Annotated in this window: 14 protein-coding genes and 1 riboswitch; of the genes, 10 read left to right on the top strand and 4 right to left on the bottom strand. The window is 45.5% G+C overall.

The genetic code is table 11. The features are described 5' to 3' along the window. The first annotated feature begins 86 nt into the window (after positions 1-86). From LC091_RS18010 to LC091_RS17980, 7 genes are all read left to right on the top strand, one after another. Positions 87-1,019, top strand: coding sequence for an ABC transporter ATP-binding protein (locus LC091_RS18010; protein WP_226683414.1), 933 nt, complete (start codon positions 87-89; stop codon positions 1,017-1,019). 12 nt (positions 1,020-1,031) lie between these two features. Further along, positions 1,032-2,294: an ABC transporter permease gene (locus tag LC091_RS18005; protein WP_226683413.1), complete on the top strand. Its 1,263-nt coding sequence runs from the start codon at positions 1,032-1,034 to the stop codon at positions 2,292-2,294. After that, positions 2,295-3,398 (top strand): ABC transporter permease, encoded by a 1,104-nt coding sequence (locus LC091_RS18000; RefSeq protein ID WP_226683412.1) that lies wholly within the window; start codon positions 2,295-2,297, stop codon positions 3,396-3,398. It begins immediately after the preceding gene. A gap of 98 nt (positions 3,399-3,496) precedes the next feature. Further along, entirely contained in the window at positions 3,497-3,712 is a 216-nt protein-coding gene (locus LC091_RS17995; RefSeq protein ID WP_226683411.1) for a helix-turn-helix transcriptional regulator, read from the top strand. A gap of 4 nt (positions 3,713-3,716) precedes the next feature. Next, on the top strand, positions 3,717-4,133 hold the full coding sequence (locus LC091_RS17990) for a hypothetical protein (RefSeq protein ID WP_226683410.1): 417 nt from the start codon (positions 3,717-3,719) through the stop codon (positions 4,131-4,133). 97 nt (positions 4,134-4,230) lie between these two features. Beyond that, positions 4,231-6,219: a methyl-accepting chemotaxis protein gene (locus LC091_RS17985; RefSeq protein ID WP_226683409.1), complete on the top strand. Its 1,989-nt coding sequence runs from the start codon at positions 4,231-4,233 to the stop codon at positions 6,217-6,219. 697 nt (positions 6,220-6,916) lie between these two features. After that, on the top strand, positions 6,917-7,942 hold the full coding sequence (locus LC091_RS17980) for a LysM peptidoglycan-binding domain-containing protein (RefSeq protein ID WP_226683408.1): 1,026 nt from the start codon (positions 6,917-6,919) through the stop codon (positions 7,940-7,942). Between the two features lie 299 nt (positions 7,943-8,241). Here the strand turns inward: LC091_RS17980 and metH are convergent, their stop codons facing one another. From metH to LC091_RS17960, 4 genes are read right to left on the bottom strand one after another with little or no spacing between them, the layout of a single operon-like run. Further along, positions 8,242-11,721 (bottom strand): methionine synthase, encoded by a 3,480-nt coding sequence (gene metH, locus LC091_RS17975; RefSeq protein ID WP_226683475.1) that lies wholly within the window; start codon positions 11,719-11,721, stop codon positions 8,242-8,244. Next, a complete protein-coding gene (locus LC091_RS17970; protein WP_226683407.1) occupies positions 11,714-13,573 on the bottom strand; it encodes a bifunctional homocysteine S-methyltransferase/methylenetetrahydrofolate reductase in 1,860 nt (619 codons plus the stop codon). The genes metH and LC091_RS17970 overlap by 8 nt, the downstream gene beginning before the upstream one ends. Next, positions 13,557-14,759 (bottom strand): cystathionine beta-lyase, encoded by a 1,203-nt coding sequence (gene metC, locus LC091_RS17965; RefSeq protein WP_226683406.1) that lies wholly within the window; start codon positions 14,757-14,759, stop codon positions 13,557-13,559. The genes LC091_RS17970 and metC overlap by 17 nt, the downstream gene beginning before the upstream one ends. Then, positions 14,756-15,874 carry a methionine biosynthesis PLP-dependent protein gene (locus LC091_RS17960; RefSeq protein WP_226683405.1) on the bottom strand — a complete coding sequence of 373 codons (1,119 nt, stop codon included), beginning with the start codon at positions 15,872-15,874 and terminating at the stop codon, positions 14,756-14,758. The genes metC and LC091_RS17960 overlap by 4 nt, the downstream gene beginning before the upstream one ends. A 123-nt stretch (positions 15,875-15,997) precedes the next feature. Beyond that, a riboswitch (SAM riboswitch) is annotated at positions 15,998-16,118 on the bottom strand. Positions 16,119-16,398: 280 nt separating this feature from the next. Between LC091_RS17960 and cydD the strand changes: the two genes are divergently transcribed. The 3 genes from cydD to LC091_RS17945 all read left to right on the top strand — a co-directional run bounded on the left by cydD (position 16,399) and on the right by LC091_RS17945 (position 20,071). Then, on the top strand, positions 16,399-18,132 hold the full coding sequence (gene cydD, locus LC091_RS17955) for a thiol reductant ABC exporter subunit CydD (RefSeq protein WP_226683404.1): 1,734 nt from the start codon (positions 16,399-16,401) through the stop codon (positions 18,130-18,132). After that, entirely contained in the window at positions 18,129-19,853 is a 1,725-nt protein-coding gene (gene cydC / locus LC091_RS17950; protein ID WP_226683403.1) for a thiol reductant ABC exporter subunit CydC, read from the top strand. The genes cydD and cydC overlap by 4 nt, the downstream gene beginning before the upstream one ends. Before the next feature lie 71 nt (positions 19,854-19,924). Then, a complete protein-coding gene (locus LC091_RS17945; RefSeq protein ID WP_226683402.1) occupies positions 19,925-20,071 on the top strand; it encodes a hypothetical protein in 147 nt (48 codons plus the stop codon). Positions 20,072-20,286 lie beyond the last annotated feature (215 nt).

Here is a 20,286-nt window from a genome sequence, read left to right as displayed (position 1 = left end):
CCCGCCCCCCACAAACTAATGACCTTCTTCAGGTTAACTTCCCCCGTACCGATAGTATAGTAGAAGTAACAAAGGGGGCCATCAAAATGCTAGAAGCCATTCAACTAACCAAAACGTTTAAAAACACGCAAGCCGTTAAAGGCGTCAACTTATACTTAGAAAAAGGGGAGACAGTAGGACTGCTTGGGCCAAACGGAGCCGGCAAATCCACCACCATCTCCATGCTTTCTTCTCTCGTTAAACCGACAAGCGGGGATGTGTTACTTAAAGGGGAAAGCGTCAAAGAACAACCGCAGCACCTTAGAGAAATCCTAGGTGTCGTTCCGCAAGAGATCGCCGTTTTTCCGGAACTCACTGCCTATGAAAATATGAGCTTCTTCGGGAAGATTTACAAACTGCCAAAAAGCGAATTGAAACAGAGAATAGAAGAAGTCCTGACGTTGGTCGGTCTTGAACAGCGTCAAAAAGAACCGGTAAAGCAATTTTCCGGGGGGATGAAGCGTAGACTCAACATTGCAGTGGCACTACTTCACAGACCGGAAATCTTAATCATGGATGAACCGACTGTTGGAATCGATCCGCAATCGAGAAATTACATCTTGGAAACGGTGAAAAAACTGAACGAAGAAAAGGGGATCACGGTTCTCTACACCAGTCATTACATGGAGGAAGTGGAGTTTCTTTGTCAGCGCCTCTACATCATGGATCGCGGCGAAGTGATCGCCTCCGGGACAAAGGATGAAGTAAAGAATATCCTTTCCTCTGAGCATACCATCGAGGTGGAAGTGGAAAAGGTCAACCCGGCATTTATTGAGAAGTTGGAGAGCATCCCAGCTATTTCTTCCATCACTACGCTTGATAAAAAAATTATCTTGCTTGCTCCAAAGAAGATTAACTTACTTGAAGATGTTTTTGATGCGGCAAAGCAAACAGAAAGTCCGCTTAAAGGCATTCAAATAAAAGCTCCGACACTTGAGGATGTCTTTTTGCATCTGACCGGTCGCAAGCTTCGGGATTAGGGGGGCGCCGACGTGTTAAGTGCATTTATTAAAAAAGATCTCCTTCACTTGCTCCGCGACAAAAAAGAAGTCCTGATTTTGCTTGCGATGCCGTTTGTGTTAATAACGATTCTTGGGTTTGCATTAGGGGGGCACTCTGATGAAGATATTACTCTCAATGCGCAGGTTGCAGTCATTGACAAAGGCGACCTCCCTGCTGAGTTAGCAAAATTTGACGAATGGATGGTAGCGGAAAATATTCCTGACCAAGCCAGAACGCCAATCCTTGAAGCTGCCGAACAGACCTCCCTGCCAGAATTGCTCGTGGATACGGTAATGAAAGAGGAACTTCAAGATTTGCTAAAAGTAAAAGAAGAAACAGACCTAGACACGGCTTTGGCTAATGACGAATACGCTGGGGTTCTGCAATTTTCAGAGGGCCTTCGCTTGGAGACTTGGAAAAGTCAATTTTTCAACCAGGAAACAACAAAAGAATTGGAGCTTTATTTGAACGAAGGTAAGGGTTTGGAAGCAAATATGCTCTCAGATGTTGTAGAGAATTTTACTGACCAGATGCGTTTGCAAACGGTGTTAACGCAAGAGGCCCAACAAATCAACCAGGCTCCACCTGAATTTGAGGCAGTAGCTGAGGTGACAGGTGAAACAGTAACAGTGGACGGAAAGGTGCCAGTGGATTCCTTTGGTTATTTTGCTGTGGGGATGAGTACGATGTTTGCTTTATATGTCGTGTCCTTTGTAGCTGGCTATGCTTATTATGAAAAAGCCACTTTTGTGTATGACCGAATCCTGCTTACCAATACAAATCCTTGGATGTACGCTTCCAGTAAGTGGTTTTCAGCAGTGCTTATTTGCTTCCTTCAATTGTGTGCTTTGTACGGTTTGGCCGCTTTGATTTATCAGGTGATATGGCCGGATCTCCTTGCCTTCCTGTCGATTACACTTTTCTTCAGTTTTGTGGTCGGCTCCATGGCCGTGTTGATCACCGCCTTGAATTACCGCTTTGAAACACAGCGGGTATCCACGATGTTTTCGGGATTCCTTGTCAGTGTTTTTGCTTTCTTGGGTGGAAGCTTTGTCCCTTGGAATGAGGTATCCGACACAATGTTTACGATTGCATCCTTTACACCCAATGGTGCCGCCTTGCAGGGGTATCTGAAAATATTAAGTGGCGGGGAGCTCTCAGCGGTCACAGGTAACCTATTCCGCTTAGCATTGGTAAGTATCGCCCTCCTCCTGATCGCCATTCCTATTTTCCCAAAAAGGAGGTTGATTTAAATGAGGGCCATCTTAATCAACCATTTACAATATTTTAGAAGACAGCCCTATGCGGTGATCGGAATGATTATCCTCACGTTTGTATTCGCACTCGCACTCGGGCAGGTAAATCAAGCGGAACCGGTTGAGGTCCCTGTATTTTCTACAAATCTTACAGATGCGGAACAAACAGGAATGATTAGGGCTCTGAACAATGAGACGGAGAATACCGTTTTTGTTTCCGAAAAAGAATCCGCGGTAAAAGAAAAACTCGAAAAGGGTACCATTGACATGGGGTTACAATTAGAAAGGGATAGCTACAAACTTTATCTTAGTGCCACAACTCCCAACACCACCCTGATTGAGGCGCATGTAGCGAACGTGGTGCAGTCAGAGCGAACACTTTCCGACGCAGCTGAGAAACTCCATGCAACACCAGAGGAATTAAGAGAAAAAGTAGAAGAAAGTAGCGGATTATATGCCGTTTCGGAAAAATCTTTTAAAGAGAGTGAATTTGTCTATGATGCCTCTCTGCAGGCTTTGTTCGGATTCTCACTTTTCTTTGTTATCTTCACTGTTACCTATACAGTTAGTACAGTTTTGGAGCAAAAGAGAAATGGAATGTGGAACAGAATGATCTTGTCTCCGTTAACAAAAGTCCAGCTGTATTTGGGGCATGTTAGCTTCAGTTTTTTACTTGGATACGCACAGCTGGCTTTAGTTTTCTCCTTTTTTCACTTCGTATTGGGAGTGGATCTAAAAGGTGGATATCCAATGATTCTCTTAGTGGTCATTCCATTCTTGTTTGCGATTGTGTCCCTAGGAATACTGATTAGCGCGATTGCCACCAATCCAAGGCAATTAGATGCTGTCATCCCGTTGATATCCGTGAGTATGGCCATGATTGGCGGCGCCTACTGGCCACTGGAAATCGTTCAGTCCGAGGCATTGCTTACCTTGTCCAAACTGATTCCGATGACATACGGGATGGAAATGTTGAAGGGAGCAACCTTACTGGATTGGTCCTTGTCGCAATTTTTATTACCTGCTTCGGTATTATTTTGCATGGGTGTCCTCTTTATGGGGATTGGATTGAACCTGATGGAGCGGAAAGCAACGGTGTAAATTTTTTCAAGGAAGTGTGTAAAGGTATCTTTACATATTTCCTTTTTTTGTTTATATTGTATGTAAAGATATCTTTACCTTTTATGGAGGGGACGCCCGTGGCAGTAATCAATCACATTAAAGAAATTCGGCAAAAACGTGGAATCACCCAAATCAAGATGGCCGAAGATCTGCAAATCACCAGGCAAACGGTTAATGCCATTGAGAAAAATAAATACAACCCAAGCTTAGAATTGGCCCTCAAACTAATTGCCTATTTTGATGTGCCGATTGAGGAAATGTTTTATCTAGAAGAGGAGAAAAAGGGGGAGTAGGAAAATGAAGACTAATAAGAAGTGGTTTTGGTTGGCATTTGTAGTGATTTTGATTTGCATGCAGATTGGCGGAGCTTTGGGGATTTATATAATTGGCAGGGAAGAAGGGGTTTTTGATTATAGCCTCCTACTATCCATGTTTCAAGGTACATTGGGAGGTCTTGTCATTGTTTTATTGTTCATATTTTACCGCAAAAAAAGAAAGCCGAAATTACCGGAATTTGATGAGCGTAGTATGTTATTGATGAAACGCTATTTTTTGGGAGCCCTGTATGTGGTGTTCATAGGAAGCGCAGCAATTGTCGTGACACTTGGGTTCCTTGGCGTGAAAACGGTGGAAGTAGGTATGCTAGCTGTGTACCTAAGCATTTTATTTATCGTAGTTGGAATGGGAGCGCTTGTGACGGCGCGGCTTTATTGATATTTTTTTGAAAATACTGACTTCTCCTTTGTTTCTTAACAATTAACATCCTATGTCGATAAAGTATTTATCTGTTAAAAACAAAGGAGTCATATATATGTTTACATCATTACGAGGCAAACTGGTATTTTTATTTTTATTACTTATATTTATTATCATTGCCAGTGTAGGGGCTATTACATATAGTCAAGCAAAGGACAAAATAGAGCATGAAGTCGTTGCAAACGCGGAAGCTGCAATGGTAGACCTTGAAGAAACTATTCATATTTACTTAGATAACTATTCTAAAATACTTAGTTCCTATGGAAGCACCTCATTAGTTGATGATTTTCTCGTAGATGGGTCCGAAGCAAATGAGGCGAGAATGTTAGCTGGGTTCAGTAAAGTATTAGGGAATTATCCTGACATGCAGGTACTTTACTTGGCAACCAAGGAAAAAGGATTTTATTCGTCTCCGGACATGGAACTCCCATCAGATTTCGATCCGACTTCGCGCACATGGTATGTGCAGGCTATGCAAAGCCCTGGTGAAGTAATCTATACGGATGTTTATACAGATTCTAGTACAGGGGAAGCAGTCATCACTTTGGCAAAAGCAGTAACAGGAAATGGAGTGGTGCAGGGAGTCCTTGCAACAGACATTAACATTACTGCGTTAGAAGAGCTAGTTGCACAAAAAGAATTAGGATATGGCGGATATAGCATCCTTTTGGACAATTATGGTGTGGCATTGGTGCATCCTACTTTGAATGGGGAAAATCTATTGGATCAGGACCTGCCGTTTGTAGATAACATGTACAAAGAGGAAGCGGAAGGTGTCCAAAGGTATACATATGACGGGGAAAAAAGAGTGATGGCATTTAACACCATCAATGAAACCGGTTGGAAAATAGGCGGAGTATTCTTGGAAAAAGATATGCTTCAATTGGCCAATGGCATTCTGAGAACAATTGTAATAGTAGGGTTGGTCGCTATTGCGGTGGCAAGTATCTCAACCATTCTATTAGCGCGTTATATTACTAGGCCAATATTGAGGTTGAATTCTGAGGTTACCAAAGTTGCCGATGGAGATTTAACTGGGGATATTGAGGTTAGTTCCAAAGATGAAATCGGTGTGTTGGCAGCGTCCTTTAAAACAATGCTTGTGAACATGCGCGAGATGATTGGAACAGTGGCCGATTCTTCTCAAAAAGTGAAAGCATCTGTAGAAGACATGAGTGCAGTCACAGAAGAGGTTTCTGCAACAAGTGAAGAAATGAACCGTGCGATTGAGGAATTGTCAAAAGGTGCCGTTCAACAGGCAACCGATTTAGAGGGAACAAGTTCTCGTACGCAAAACCTGGCGGATAATATTGAAGATGTGTTATCCAAGCAAGAGGAACTTCGGGTGCTGTCTGGGCAGATTATTTCTGCAAATGAAACAGGTTTGGGGAAGCTTGGTGTGTTACAGGGACATACAAATGAATCAACGGAAATTGTGATGAGCCTAAATGGGCTGATGACACAGTTCACGGAGAAGATTAAAAGTATTGAGGAAATTACGCATACTATCAATGAAATTTCTAATCAGACTAACTTGTTGGCACTGAATGCAAGTATCGAAGCCGCTCGTGCCGGCGAACACGGCCGTGGATTTGCGGTAGTGGCAACGGAAGTGAGAAAGCTAGCCGAACAAACCGCCGACTCGACCCACCACATTAAAGAGACTATATCGAGCATTCAAGAAGAGTCCAATGTGATTTTGGAGGAGATGGAGAGAACAAATAAGATCTCAAGCGAGCAAAGCCTTGCTGTAACGGACACTGGCGAGTCATTCGGAGAAATCGCGACCAACATCCGTACCATCATTGGATTCATTGAGGACATTATGGCCAATATGAACGCCATGAATGATTCGAAGGAGGAAGTGCTTGCTTCTGTTCAAAGCATCTCCGCCATCGCGGAGCAGTCTGCTGCAGGTACAGAAGAAATTGCGGCCTCCACTGACGAGCAGGTGAAAGCAATCAGTAGTATCGCTTATTCAGCGGAAGAGTTGCTTGCAATGAGTGAGGATCTGAGTGAGTTGATTAAGAAGTTTAAATTATAGGTGTTATTGTGGAGACCCCGGCCGGGTGCGAGAGTGGATGGCCGGGGGTTTTTTGTATGGGTGGGAATGGTAGGCTTGGGAGTTAGGGAGTGTGGCGTGTTGACTGGCCGGCCGCTGGTAGGGTTTTCTCGATATAATGCTAGATTTCTTGATATATCTTGATTTTTTTTGATAAGTGGATAGATTTTCTTGATATAATTCATTTTTTCTTGATATATTTTGAGATTTATTGATATCGATCGGACAATGAAGGCAATGGTATTATCTAATGCGCTACTCATGCCACTTTGCTCTTTAAATACCCCACTTTCCCCCAACTATCTTGGAATGTGTGCACTTAAGCAGCCGCTTTTTTTCTTCAATGGATATATCCGTTTTACAATGGATAAAACAATTTAACAATGGATATATCGTATTTACGGTGGATATATTCATTTTACAATGGATAAATGGTCCGTTTCGATGGATATCCCCGCAAAATTCCCTTCATGACCAAAGCCGCAATCAAATAACAATACAAACTACAATCGTTTGAGTAAATTTACTCATCAAAAACCCACTAAAATACAATGAACATTACTTTTATACCTACTTTTCTCCCCACCCTAATAATCAAAGACTACTTTACGAAATGTCTCTTTGATTTCGACAAAATACTTCAAACGAAAGAATATATTGGTAGAAAACGAGGGGGATTATGGTGGAAAGTCAGAATATTAGGTCTCGTAAAGAGAGAATTGAGACGCAAAAAAGGATTAACAAGGGGAAAAGAGATAAGAAAATTGTTAGTTATGTCCTAGCTGGAACACTTGCGGTTAGTGCGTTTATCACAGTTAATGCTAGAGGTGAGGTGCTAGCGAATGAAGCGGTACACCAAGTGAAACCTGGAGATACGTTATTTTCACTAGCTCAAAAGTATGGGGTGTCCATCAAAGAGTTAAAAGAGTTGAATGGTCTAAAGTCTGACATCATAAAAGTGGGGCAAGTTTTGCAGTTAAGTGGATCTGGTTCTAAAGAAGTGGTGGAAAACAAGAAATCAATTCATGAAGTGTCATCTGGAGATACATTATTTTCAATAGCGAAGAAGTATGGTCTTTCCGTCACGGAACTTAAACAAATAAATAACCTGAAAACGGACTTGATCAAAGTGGGACAGGTGCTGAAGGTTGGTACGAAAGCCACTTCATATAAAGTAATTGCGGGGGATACGCTTATCTCCATTAGTAAAAAATTCAATGTAACAGTTGGTTCCATCCAAAAGGAGAATAACCTCACAACAGATACAATTCGCATAGGGCAGCAGTTAATCATCCCTGCTTCTAATCATGGTGTTGTAGAGTCTCAGGAAAAAGTATCAAAGGCATTTTACACCGTAGCAGCAGGGGAAACGCTGTGGGGTATCGCCAAGAAGTTCAATATGTCCGCACATAAAATTAAGAAAGATAACCACATGTCATCGGAATATGTCCTGATAGGGCAGGAATTGAAAATTCAAACAGACGGAATGTTTAAAGCCAATGCTGTCATAACTGGAGTAGTAGATAAGAATTCCGTGGAGTTTCTGATAGAAGGAGAGAAGGAGCCGGTTGTCCTGAGGGTTGCTTACGGGACGGCACCTAATTATGACATTATCTCAGGAGCTGAATTGTCTATTATATATAAAAAGGGAATGAGTCCTGTTTTAGTAGATCTTGTGTTTGCTAATGAGGAGTTTGGATATTAGTATTTGGGAGGGAAGGATCACTTTTGGTGGTCCTTATCTTTTTTGACAAGGGAAAGAACCGAATTCTTTAGTCAAACGTTTGTTCAAAAAATCATCCCCGCTACCAAAAGAATCCCAATCACCCATCAAACGTTTGTTTAAATCCGCAATCCGTTGGTATGCCTGTCAAAACGGCACTTAATCAAATGTTTGTTTAAATTAGAATAAAAAGTGATACCACCTCAGTCATGCCTTAATCAAACGTTTGTTCAATAAAAAAACCCCCGCGCAATTAAACCACACCACGCGGGGATTCCAACCTACAACACATTAAAATACCTAGCCTCCGGATGCGCAAACACAATCGCTGACACCGATGCTTCCGGCTCCATCATGCAGCCGTCCGTCAGCTCCACGCCAATATCCTCCGGCTGAATCAACTTAAACAGCTTTTGCTGATCCTCCAGGTTCGGACACGCCGGATATCCAAACGAGAATCGCTGACCTTGGTACTTGGCAGAGAAACGCTCCTTCATCGTAAAGCTAACAGGGTCAGGGAAGCCCCAGCGGTCGCGCATTTGCTGGTGGACGAGTTCGGCCAAACCTTCCGCAGTCTCAAGTGCCAAAGCCTGCAATGCATGGCTTTCCAAGAAACGGCCTTCCTTTTTATAAGCCGCACCAAGTTCGCGAATTCCCCGGCCGGCGGTTACGGCAAACAGTCCCACATAATCCATGACGCCACTATCACGGGGCTTCACATAATCGGCCAAGCAGAGGTGCGGTGCTTTTGCCTGTCTTGGAAAATCGAATTGCTCAATCACTCTAGAGGTGTCTTCCGGGTCATAAATGAACAGAGTGTCGCCTTCTGACTGAGCCGGGAAGTATTGATATACCGCAGCTGGGGTGATGAGTTTATTCAGCTTAACTTCTGACAGCAACTGATTTACCACACCCTTCACTTGCAAGGTGCGCTCATCCTTCTCAGCAATTAATCTCTCAATCTTCCCTTTTACTCCAAGGTGGTGGCCTATCAGCATCTGCATGTTAATATACGGTTCCACATGGGAGACGGAAATGTTACGCAGCAGATGACGCTTCGTATCACTTGGTGTAAACACGCGAACATCCCTTGAAACATTGGAACGAACCTTAACGGCCGTCGCCACCGCACTGCTGTCCTCAGCAGCAACAGCCGCGCTCGCTGCAGCCGCCGCTGCCTCACGCAACCGCTTCTGTTTCTCAGCCTGCTCATGAACCAACACTTCAAACTCTTCAGGTGAACGCAGCTGGTTGGCAAGAGACAACCCGTTCATCGCATCCTTCGCGTACAAGACAAGCCCTTCGTATTCTTTGGAAATCTTGTTGTCTGTGAACTTCCGAGACAACGCAGCCCCTCCTACTAAAATAGGAATCGAGATGTCGGACTGCTTCATATCCTGCGCCGTCAACACCATCTGTTGAGCGGACTTTACTAGCAGTCCGGATAATCCAACGATATCCGGCTTTTCTTTTTTAATAGCTTGAATCAAGTCGGTGGAAGTCACTTTGATTCCGAGATCGACCACGTCATATCCGTTGTTGCTCAAAATGATGTCGACCAGGTTTTTTCCGATGTCATGCACATCGCCTTTTACGGTTGCGAGCAGTACCTTACCCTTAGAAGAGGAGGTATCATTTGCTTCCATATGCGGTTCCAAAAATGCGACGGAGGCTTTCATGACCTCTGCGCTTTGGAGGACTTCCGCAACGATCAGCTGGTTGTCATTGAACAAACGGCCAACTTCTTTCATCCCGTTCATTAATGGGCCGTTGATGATTTCGAGTGGTGTAGGGTAGGCGGTCAGAGCAAGCTCGAGGTCTGGTAGAAGTCCTTCTTTGGTCCCTTCCACCACATAGTAGGCAAGTCGCTCATCAAGCGGCATATCAGGAATATTGGACTTTGCCTCTTTCTTTTTGCCTCGGTAAAAATCCGTAAACACAGCCAACGATTCATCAGTTGTTTCAAACAGCAATTTTTCCGCCATCTCGACCTCTTCGGGTGGGATGGATGCAAAACGCTCCAGTTTTTCTGTATTAACGATTGCATAGTCCAGGCCAGCTTGTGTGCAGTGATAGAGGTATACGGCATTAAGCACTTCGCGTCCTACAGGTGGAAGCCCGAAAGAAACGTTGCTGACGCCAAGTATCGTCAGGCAGGAAGGGAAGTGTTCTTTTATCAACCGAATTCCCTCCACCGTTGCATTCGCCGAACCAATATACTGCTCGTCACCTGTACCGACAGGGAAGACAAGCGGGTCGAAGATGATGTCAGTGGGGGATATCTTGTACTTGTTTACCAAAAGATCATAGGACCTCTGTGCAATCTCAAGCTTCCGTTCAGCGCTGACGCCCATTCCTTCTTCGTCAATGGTGCCTACGACAAGCGCCGCCCCGTATTTATGAACCAACGGAATGATTGCCTCAAAGCGTTCCTCGCCGTCCTCAAGGTTGATGGAGTTGATGATCGCTTTTCCTTGTGAATATTTCAACGCGGCCTCAATGACCTGTTCGTCGGTGGAGTCGATGACAAGCGGGACCTTCACTTTTTTCACGACTTCTTGTACGAAAGCTTTCATGTCTTCGAGCTCATCGCGGTCCGGGTCGGCAAGGCAGATGTCGATAACATGGGCGCCGCCTTTGACCTGGGCACGCGCCACTTCTGCAGCCTCTTCAAATTTTTTCTCTGCAATTAGTCTCTTAAACTTGCGGGAGCCGATGACATTGGTGCGCTCCCCGACCATGATTGGACGAAGGGAAGGGTCGTCATAGATGAATGACTCAATCCCCGAGACGCTGTGGTGGTCTGGGACAGAAGCAGAAGCGCGAGGCTTATAATCCTTCATAACTTCCGCAATCGCACGAATATGATCTGGCGTTGTACCGCAACAGCCTCCGACGATGTTCAGCCAGCCTTGTTCTGCAAATCCGCCAAGCTTGGTCGCAAGGGACTGTGGGGTTTCATGGTAATGTCCTTCCTCATCCGGCAAGCCTGCATTTGGATAGCAGCTGACCGCACTTTTGGACAAGTTGGAAAGGGTCCGGATATGGTCCTGCATGAATTCCGGGCCGGTCGCACAGTTCAATCCGACTGCAAGAGGTTTCATGTGTTCTACCGAAACGTAAAATGCATCGATTGCCTGACCGGCAAGGGTGGTGCCCATCGGTTCGATGGTTCCGGAAATGATGACAGGGACCGTAATGCCTGTCTTTTCAAAAGCGCGCTGGATCCCAAGGAAGGCGCATTTTACGTTCAATAAGTCTTGGCTCGTCTCTACTAAAAGACAGTCGGAACCTCCGTCCAACAACCCACGTGCTTGCTCCTCATAGGAATCTGTCAGGGCATCAAAAGTGGTTCCACCCGTAACACTAAGTGTTTTTGTGGTCGGCCCGATGGAGCCAGCGACAAAGCGCGGCCACTCCGGGGTGGAAACTTGAGCGGTTGCACGCTTGGCAATCTCCGCGCCAAGTTTATTAATCTCGTAGGCCTTAAAGCCAAGCCCGTACTCATCAAGCACAAGGTCTGTTCCGCCGAACGTATTCGTTTCCACGATGTCGGCACCGGCGTTCAAATATTCTACATGGATGCGTTCAATGACATCTGGTGCGGTAATGTTCAGGTTCTCGTTACAGCCGTCATACTCTTCGCCTCCAAAGTCATCTGGCGTAAGGTTTGCCTGCTGCAGCATCGTTCCCATCGCGCCGTCCATGATCAGTATTTTCTTTTGCAGCTGTTGTTCTAGCAGTGTGATAGATTTAGACATTTTGAACCCTCCTGGATGAATGGAACGGACCGTATTTTTTGGCATAGTTGGCAAGCTCGACTGTTAGTTCATAGCGCATAAACGGCGTAATCAGATAGATGCCCTTAAATAATTCAAGTGCGGCATCCAGCAGCCCTTTCGCAATGTTCAACCCCTCAAGACTTGCCTGTTGCGGATCATCTTGATGACGATTCATCACCTCAAGTACCTGTGGAGTCAGCTTGATCCCTGGCACCTCATGATGAAGGAAGTTGGCGTTACGGCTGCTTGTGAGCGGCATGATCCCAATATAGATAGGGGCATCAATATGTTTGGTAGCCTGATGGACTTCAAGTAATTTTTCTTCTGAAAAGACAGGCTGACTGATGAAATAATCCGCACCGGCTTCTATTTTTTTCTCCAACCGTTCAACTGCCTTATCAATGACGCGGACATTCGGATTAAAGGCAGCTCCGACAGAGAAACTGGTGCGCTCGCCAAGTTCTTTTCCGGTAAGGGAGACACCTTGGTTAAACTGTTTGATCATATTGATGAGACCAAACGACGTGACATCATAGACAGACGAGGCTCCCGGAAAATCACCAACTTTTGTTGGGTCGCCGGTTACTGCCAATACGTCATGAATGCCGAGCTGGTGTAGTCCCATCAAGTGTGATTGCAGACCAATCAGATTTCGGTCTCGGCAGGTGATATGGATCAGCGGGCGCAAGCCGATATCTGATTTCACGATCGATCCTAGTGCGGTGTTGCAAACCCGTGGGGAAGCAAGGGAATTGTCTGCCAAAGTCAGGGCATCAATGCCTGCGTCCTTCAAGGCTTTCGCACCAGCCATGAATTTATCTGTGTTCAGTTTGCGCGGAGGATCGAGCTCCACGATAATGGACTGTTGTTTTTTTGCTTTTTCAAAAAGTGGTGTTGGCACTTCCTTCTTTTTGGAAGGGATAACGATGGTTCTTTCTTTTCGTTTCACCTGTTTTTCTTTAACAGGACCCACGTCTTGGAGTGCTTGGGAGAAAGCCTGGATATGGGCAGGCGTCGTCCCGCAGCAACCGCCGAGTAACCGTACGCCCTGGTCGCGAAAGGCAAGTGCGGTTTCTTTAAAATAATCCGCGTCACTGTCATATTCAAGCTTCCCGTCCACATAGGAGGGGAGACTTGCGTTCGGATAAGCCGAAAGATAAGCAGTCCTTGGAATCGATACCTCTTCTAGTGTAGAAATCATATGATATGGGCCAAGGCGGCAGTTCAGTCCGACGATATCAGCACCAAGCGATTCCAAGCGGTTCAAGGCATCCGTGATATGCACGCGGTTCTGCAAATAACCAACCTCTTGCAAAGACACTTGCGCGATTATCGGCAGGTCCGTTTCTTTTCTAGCAATCTGCAGGACCGTCTCTAATTCCTCCAGGTCATAAAAGGTTTCTAGTAAAATGCCATCGACCCCTTCAAGCAGCAGGCAGTAGAGCTGCTCGCGGAAGGTGCGTTTGATTTCTTCAAGCGGAATCGCTTCAGGCTTGATGGCGCGGATACCACCGATTGTACCGACCACATGGGCTCGTGGGTGATCCGCCACTGCCTTTTTCGCCAGCCTGACAGCCGCACTGTTTATTTCCTTCACTTGATCCTGCAACCCATAGCGCTCCAGCTTGTGGTAGTTGGCTGCATACGTGTTGGTCTGGATAAGATTGGCGCCGGCATTCAGATAGGCCTTGTGTATATTATAGATTTGATTTGGCTGCGAAAGATTCAATTCCTCAAAGCAACAATCAGAACCGTAAGAATAGAGGAGGGTGCCCATCGCACCGTCTGCAATTAAAATTTTGTCTTGTTGTAAACTATCTAAGATTCCCATGATATACCCTCCGTTGTTCTTCGTTTCCACTTGCTTCTGTAATGGTATGTTGAATTGCCTGTTCAAAGTCTTCTATTAAATCTTCCGCACTTTCCAGTCCTACCGACAGGCGGAGCAGAGAGTTGGAGATGCCCCGTTTTAATCGTTCTGCTTCCGGCATTGCCGCGTGAGACATCTTCGCAGGGAAGGAAAGGATGGACTCTACCGCTCCTAAACTCACCGCAAAAACCGGAATTTCTACCTTGCCGACAAATTTTCGCAAATCCTCCTCGCTGTGCAGTTCAAAAGAAAGAACAGCTCCAGGTCCCTGCGCCTGTCTGTGTTGAAGGGTGAAGCCAGGGTGTGTCGTCAATCCTGGAAAATAAACCTTTTTAACGGCAGGATGCTTTTCTAGGTAACTGGCAATTTTGTAGGCTGATTTTTGGGACTGCTCCAGCCTTACATGCAATGTTTTGAGCCCTCTTAAGACCAACCATGCATCTTGGACACCAAGCACCGCGCCAAAGGAATTTTGCAAAAAGGCTAAACGGTCGGCAAGCACTGGGTCCTTCGCCACCGCAAGGCCTGCCACGACATCGCTGTGTCCGGACAGAAATTTCGTTGCGCTGTGCAGAACGAGGTCGGCGCCAAGCTCCAACGGCTTTTGCAAGGCTGGTGTCAGGAAAGTGTTGTCGACGAATGTCCATGCACCTATTGATTTGGAAAGGGTGGACACAGCCGTGATGTCCGTTACTTTTAACAACGGATTGGATGGTGTTTCTACGTAAAACAGCTTGGTGTTGGCTTGAATGGCTGCTTTTACTTTTTCTAAATCGGTCATATCCACAAACGTATGCTCCACTCCGTAGCGGGTAAGCACCTCAGACACCATTCGGTAGGTTCCGCCGTAAACATCTTCTGAAATTAGGACATGATCTCCTTGTGATAGAAGGAGGAAAGCAGTGGAGATGGCAGCCATTCCGGATGAGAAAGCAAAGCCTCGCGTTCCTTCTTCTAAGTGTGCGATTGTCTCCTCGAGTGCTTCCCGGGTTGGATTGGCAGAGCGTCCATAGTCATATTTGCCAAAGGAATCGATATCAGGCTGATGAAAAGTGGAGGCATGTTGGATGGGCACGCTCACCGCTCCGTTACTTTTATCAAACTTGTGGCTGTTGTGTAACAGCTTTGTTTGAAAAGAATGGCTCATGACAGGACCTCCTTTTGAATGGAAGCAGCTTTCAGCGCCGCTTCTAAGTCTTGAATCAAATCTTCCGCGTCTTCAATGCCGACTGAAAAGCGCAAGAGCCTGTTGCAAACACCGGTTTCCAGGCGGATTTTTTCCGGAATGTCCGCATGCGTCTGGGTGGCAGGATAGGTGATGAAGCTTTCCACGCCGCCAAGGCTTTCGGCAAAAGTAATAAGGTTCAAGTTTTGGAGAAGAGGATTGACCCATGCTTCGTCTTGAATGCGGAAGGAGAGCATGCCGCCCCTTCCTGGATACAATACATCGGTAACCGCGTCGTGTTGATTCAAGTAATCCGCAATTCGCTGCGCATTCTTTTCATGCCGTTCCATGCGAAGGGATAAGGTTTTCATGCCTCGGATCAATAACCAGGAGTCAAACGGACTGAGTACCGCACCTGCCGCGTTATGGTGAAGCGCAAGGGATTCACAAAGCTCTTTGCCCTTTGCGACAACGAGCCCTGCCAGCACATCATTATGGCCGCCAAGATATTTGGTCGCGCTGTGAATGACAATGTCTGCGCCTAATTTTATGGGATTTAATAGAACAGGAGTGTAAAACGTATTGTCACAGATCAGTAGGAGTCCGTGCGCTTTCGCGAGCTCCGAGACTGCTTCTAAGTCTGTTTCTACCATCAGGGGATTGGTGGGAGTCTCTACAAAGATAGCCTGTGTTTGGGAGGTAATGGCTTTTTCAATTTCTGAAAGATCGGTTGTGTCCACATAGCTACAACACAGTCCCCATTTTTTATAGCCTTCTTCAAAAAGGCGGTACGTGCCGCCGTACAAGTCCTTACAGACGATAAGGTGGTCACCGGACTTGAATAGGGAAAGGATGGTCAGGATTGCCGCCATGCCGGAGCTGCAGGCATACCCTTGGTCGCCGCTCTCTAAATCCGCAATGGCTTTTTCCAACACATGTCGCGTTGGATTTCCGGTTCTTGTATAGTCATATCCTGTTGATTGCCCAATACCTTCGTGTCGATAGGCAGTGGAAAAATAAACAGGTGGATTGACAGTTCCAGTGGCAGTTTCTGAGCGATTTCCAATTTGCACAAGCTTCGTTTCCGTTTTATACATGGGAGGGCCTCCTATATGGTAAGTGACAAACGTTTCTTCCAGAGAGATGAGGCTTTAATGCTTTATTGGATAAAAAGAAAAAGCCTTCTATAAGAAGAAGACTTTTCTATCGAAAGTTCATTCTTCTCATCTCTGCAAGCATCACAGCTTGCTGGAATTAGCACCTTTTCAACGTCCGTTCTAACGGACGCTGCTGGTTGCTGAGGTGTCTTCGGGCCATTCCCTCAACCTCTCTGGATAAGAAAGTTCACTATTTAATTATCTGAACAATTTAATTATTTTATTAATTTACAACAGGTGAGTGTGAAATGCAATGTTTTTTTCTGGATGAATTAATTTTATGCGGTGAAGGAGTGGGGTAGAAGTTAAGAGTGAAAAGAATTTTTTGTCATAAAATGGTCAATCCCAAAAGAGGAAATTCCACCGGGCATGTTATATAATGTTAACTGTAAAGTATGTGAAATTCTTCACTAACTTACTAATTTAATCCGATTTTCACTAACAGAAAAGAGGGATTTATCTATATGACTGATTTAAAAACGATTGCAAAATCTCATAGAAGCACAAGGATGACACTAATTCTGATCGCCATTCTGACAGGGGCTACGGTTATCGGGCAGGCGTATTTCTTCGTGACTATCGTGGATCGCGTGTTCCTGAGGGACCACACGTTTCAAGAAATTTTGCCATTCCTAGGGGGACTTTTAGTAGTATTGGCTGCACGAGCGGCTTTGACCTATTGGAGCGGTCTAACAGGTGTGAAGCTTGCTGCAAAAGTAAAGCGCGACTTCCGGATTGCATTGCTTCAGAAATATTCCAACAGTCCGATTCAAGCTTCTCTTAAGGGCCAGTCCGGTCAAAAGGTGAGCGTGATGATGGATGCGGTGGATGAGATCGATCCGTATTTCAGCCGGTATGTACCACAGGTCATTCAATCGAGCATCATCCCAATCATGATCTTGATTGCGGCATTCAGCCAACATGTGAACACAGGTTTGATCATATTGATTACAGCTCCGTTCATTCCTATTTTTATGATTGTGGTAGGTTTGAAAACAAAGAAAAAATCAGAAGAGCAGATAGAAAAACTAAATGCTTTTTCTGGAACGTTTCTGGATACTTTGCAAGGGCTCACGACATTAAAGCTTTTCGGTCGCTCAGCCAAACAGCAAGAAACAATTGAAAACAGTAGTTTAAGTTTCCGGGACGCAACGATGGAAGTGTTGCGAATCGCATTTCTATCCTCGCTGATGCTGGAATTTATTTCAATGCTTGCCATTGGATTGATTGCGCTTGAAGTAGGTTTGCAGCTTGTTGTTTTTGAAAATGTTACGTTCTTTACTGCCTTTTTCGTATTGGTATTAGCGCCTGAGTTCTACCTTTACTTAAAGGAGCTTGGAAGCGCCTTTCATACAGGACGCGGAAGTATGGGAGCTGCGAAAAAAGTGACAGATGAGCTGGCAGAAGAGGAAACACCTATTGAATGGGGAGACGCTTCTTTTCAAAAGGATCTGGATCCTCCTGCAATACAATTGAAAAACCTCGGATTCCGGTATGGAGACCAAGGCTTTGCCATAGAAAATATATCAGTAGATATCCCACCATATACACAGCTTGCTTTGATTGGGCGAAGTGGTGCCGGGAAATCGACACTGCTCAATCTGATGGCAGGGTTGATTCGCGCTTCAGAAGGGGAAGTGTTGGTGGACGGAAAGCCATTATATGAATACGAGGAAAAGACGTGGTTTGACCGCGTCAGCTATATTTCGCAAAATCCGTATCTTTTTTCAGGAACGATTGCCGATAACATTGCGATTGGCGGGAAGGCGGAAGCGACAAAAGAAGAGATAAGAGATGCTGCTGAGAAAGCAGGTATCCTACCGTTGATTGAATCGTTACCAGAAGGTTTCAAAACGAAAATTGGTGAAGCGGGGAGAGGGTTGTCTGGTGGCGAGAAGCAACGATTGGCGTTGGCGCGGGCCTTTTTGAAAAAGCCTTCGGTAATCCTGTTTGACGAACCGACAACAGGACTGGACCTACAGACGGAGCGGATTTTGCAGGCTTCTATGAAGGAGCTGGCCAAAACGTCGACGGTCATTACGGTTGCCCACAGATTGCATACGATTAAACAGGCAGATACCATTTTACTGCTGGAATCTGGGAGATTGGTCGCCCTAGGGAAGCATGAGGAGCTGGTTGAAAAGGTGCCGGCTTATCGTGAAATGGTGTCTGTCCAGCAAGGAGGGAGCTCGGGATGAGAGAATTAGCACATGTTGTAAAGCTGGTCATGTTGGAGAAAAAAGACATATTTCTATCCATTTTGCTCGGGTTCTCAGCGGGGATTACGGCGGTTGGGCTGTTTGCCTCTAGTGGTTATCTCATTTCCAAAGCGGCCCTGGCTCCGCCCATCTATACCTTAACGGTAATGATTGCAGTGTTGAAGCTCTTCGGTTTCGCGCGGGCCTTCAGCCGTTACGGCGAGCGATTATATTCGCACAGGGCAACATTTACGATATTAAGTAATCTGCGTGTTTCTTTTTATAAAAAAATTGAGCCGCTTGCGCCACAAATTTTCCAAAAATACCGAAGCGGTGATTTGCTTGCACGGATTGTGGGGGATGTGGAAAGCCTGCAGAACTTCTTTCTACGTGTGTTCTACCCACCGGTAGTGTTGGTCCTCGTCTTTTTAAGCACAATATTTTTCATTTCCTTTTTCTCTATTTATCTGGCATTGGTGATGTTCGTCGGATTGATTCTGACAGGCTTTGTCGTACCGGCTATTTTTGCAGTGGGACAACGTCGATTGCAAAGTCGTGTCAGAGAAGAGAGAGGGGCGCTTTCAACAGAGGTGACGGAGCTGTTTTACGGGTTCCGTGACTTGAAGATCTATCAGCAACTGGATGTAAAAGAGAAGATGCTTGCCGAAGCTGCGGGTTCTTATGTGGCGGAGCAGGAGCGAGAAGGAAAACAGGCGATGTTCAATCAATCGGTGAACACGTTTATTACACTGCTTGTTTCATGGACATTGCTTGCACTTGGTGCATACCTGACCGTGGAAGGCCAGTTTGAAGGATTGTTCCTGGCCATGCTTGTGATGATTTCCTTGACTGTGTTTGAAAATGCCGCGCCGATGGCTGTTTTTCCGAATCATTATGAGGAGAGTAGAAGGGCTGCAGTTAGGTTGGATGATGTGGTGGATGTGGCGCCGGCTGTAGGTGCCGCGTCTGCTGGGACCATTGTGGAGCTACCTGAACAGCAGGCGTTTTCTTTTGATATGAAGGATGTTCGCTTCCGCTATCCGGGAGAATCACGTTTGACGCTGGATGAGGTGAATATCAGTTTGCCTGCTGGATCAAAGACGGCCATTGTTGGCCCAAGTGGTTCAGGAAAATCGACGTTGTTGCAGTTGCTGTTGAAAATATTTGAGGCAGAGGATGGTTCGGTCTCGTTGAATCAGTGGGATTATGCTTCAGTGGAACAAGAGGACTTATGGAGTAAGACGAATGTCGTCCTGCAGGAAAATCACTTTTTCTACGGTACTGTTCGGGAGAATCTTGCGCTTGCCAAAGGTGGATTGAGTGATGAGAAGATGTTGGAAGCTTTAGGCGCGGTGAAACTTGACGGGTTTTCCTTAGATGATGAGGTGCTAGAAAAAGGGGAGAACCTTTCCGGCGGGGAGAAGCAGCGGCTTGCTATAGCGCGTGCATTGTTGAAGGCCGAAAATTTGTGGCTCTTGGATGAACCGACTTCTTCTGTGGATGCCGTAACAGAAGCGGCGATTTTTGAGAGGCTTTTTGAGGTGGCCTCTGAGGATACATTCGTGCTGGTGAGTCACCGCTTGACGGGTCTTGAGAAGATGGACCAGATTATTGTCATGGAGAATGGCCGTGTCGTGGAGGCAGGTACATTTGATGAGTTGATGAAGATGAAGGGATATTTCTATGAGATGAAAGAGATTGAGAAGAGTGTGTTTATGTAGGTTTAAGTCTGGCTGTCCGGGGAGAGTTCCCTTGGGCAGCTTTTTTTTAAATTGATAGGGGGCTTGATCAAATGTCCGAAGTTTTGGGAAAGTTGACCGAAGATTTCGCGAAGTTGTCCAAAGATTTACCAAAGTTGACCGAAGTTTTGAGGGATTTGACCGAACGAATTTTTCAAATGTCCAAAGGACCCCAATCTTTGACCGAACACCATCTGTAAATGTCCGAACCCCCACCAAAATAGGTAATAAAATGTCTGAACCAAGGGGGAAGTTGTCCGAATGGTTTTTCACAACCCCCAAGTGGCTTATTTTCCGGTCTTGTAAACTAAACTGTGTAAGTAAAAGAGCGTACGACTTTTACTTCGCAGTTTAGTTTTTTTCTTGTTAAAATTATTTTAACTAACTGGGGGGATGATCGGTATGACCAAGAAAG

Origin of the sequence: Sutcliffiella horikoshii, from assembly GCF_020524325.1 — a bacterium.
GTDB classification, from domain to species: domain Bacteria; phylum Bacillota; class Bacilli; order Bacillales; family Bacillaceae_I; genus Sutcliffiella_A; species Sutcliffiella_A horikoshii_D.
This window is presented reverse-complemented; position numbering and strand designations above follow the sequence as displayed.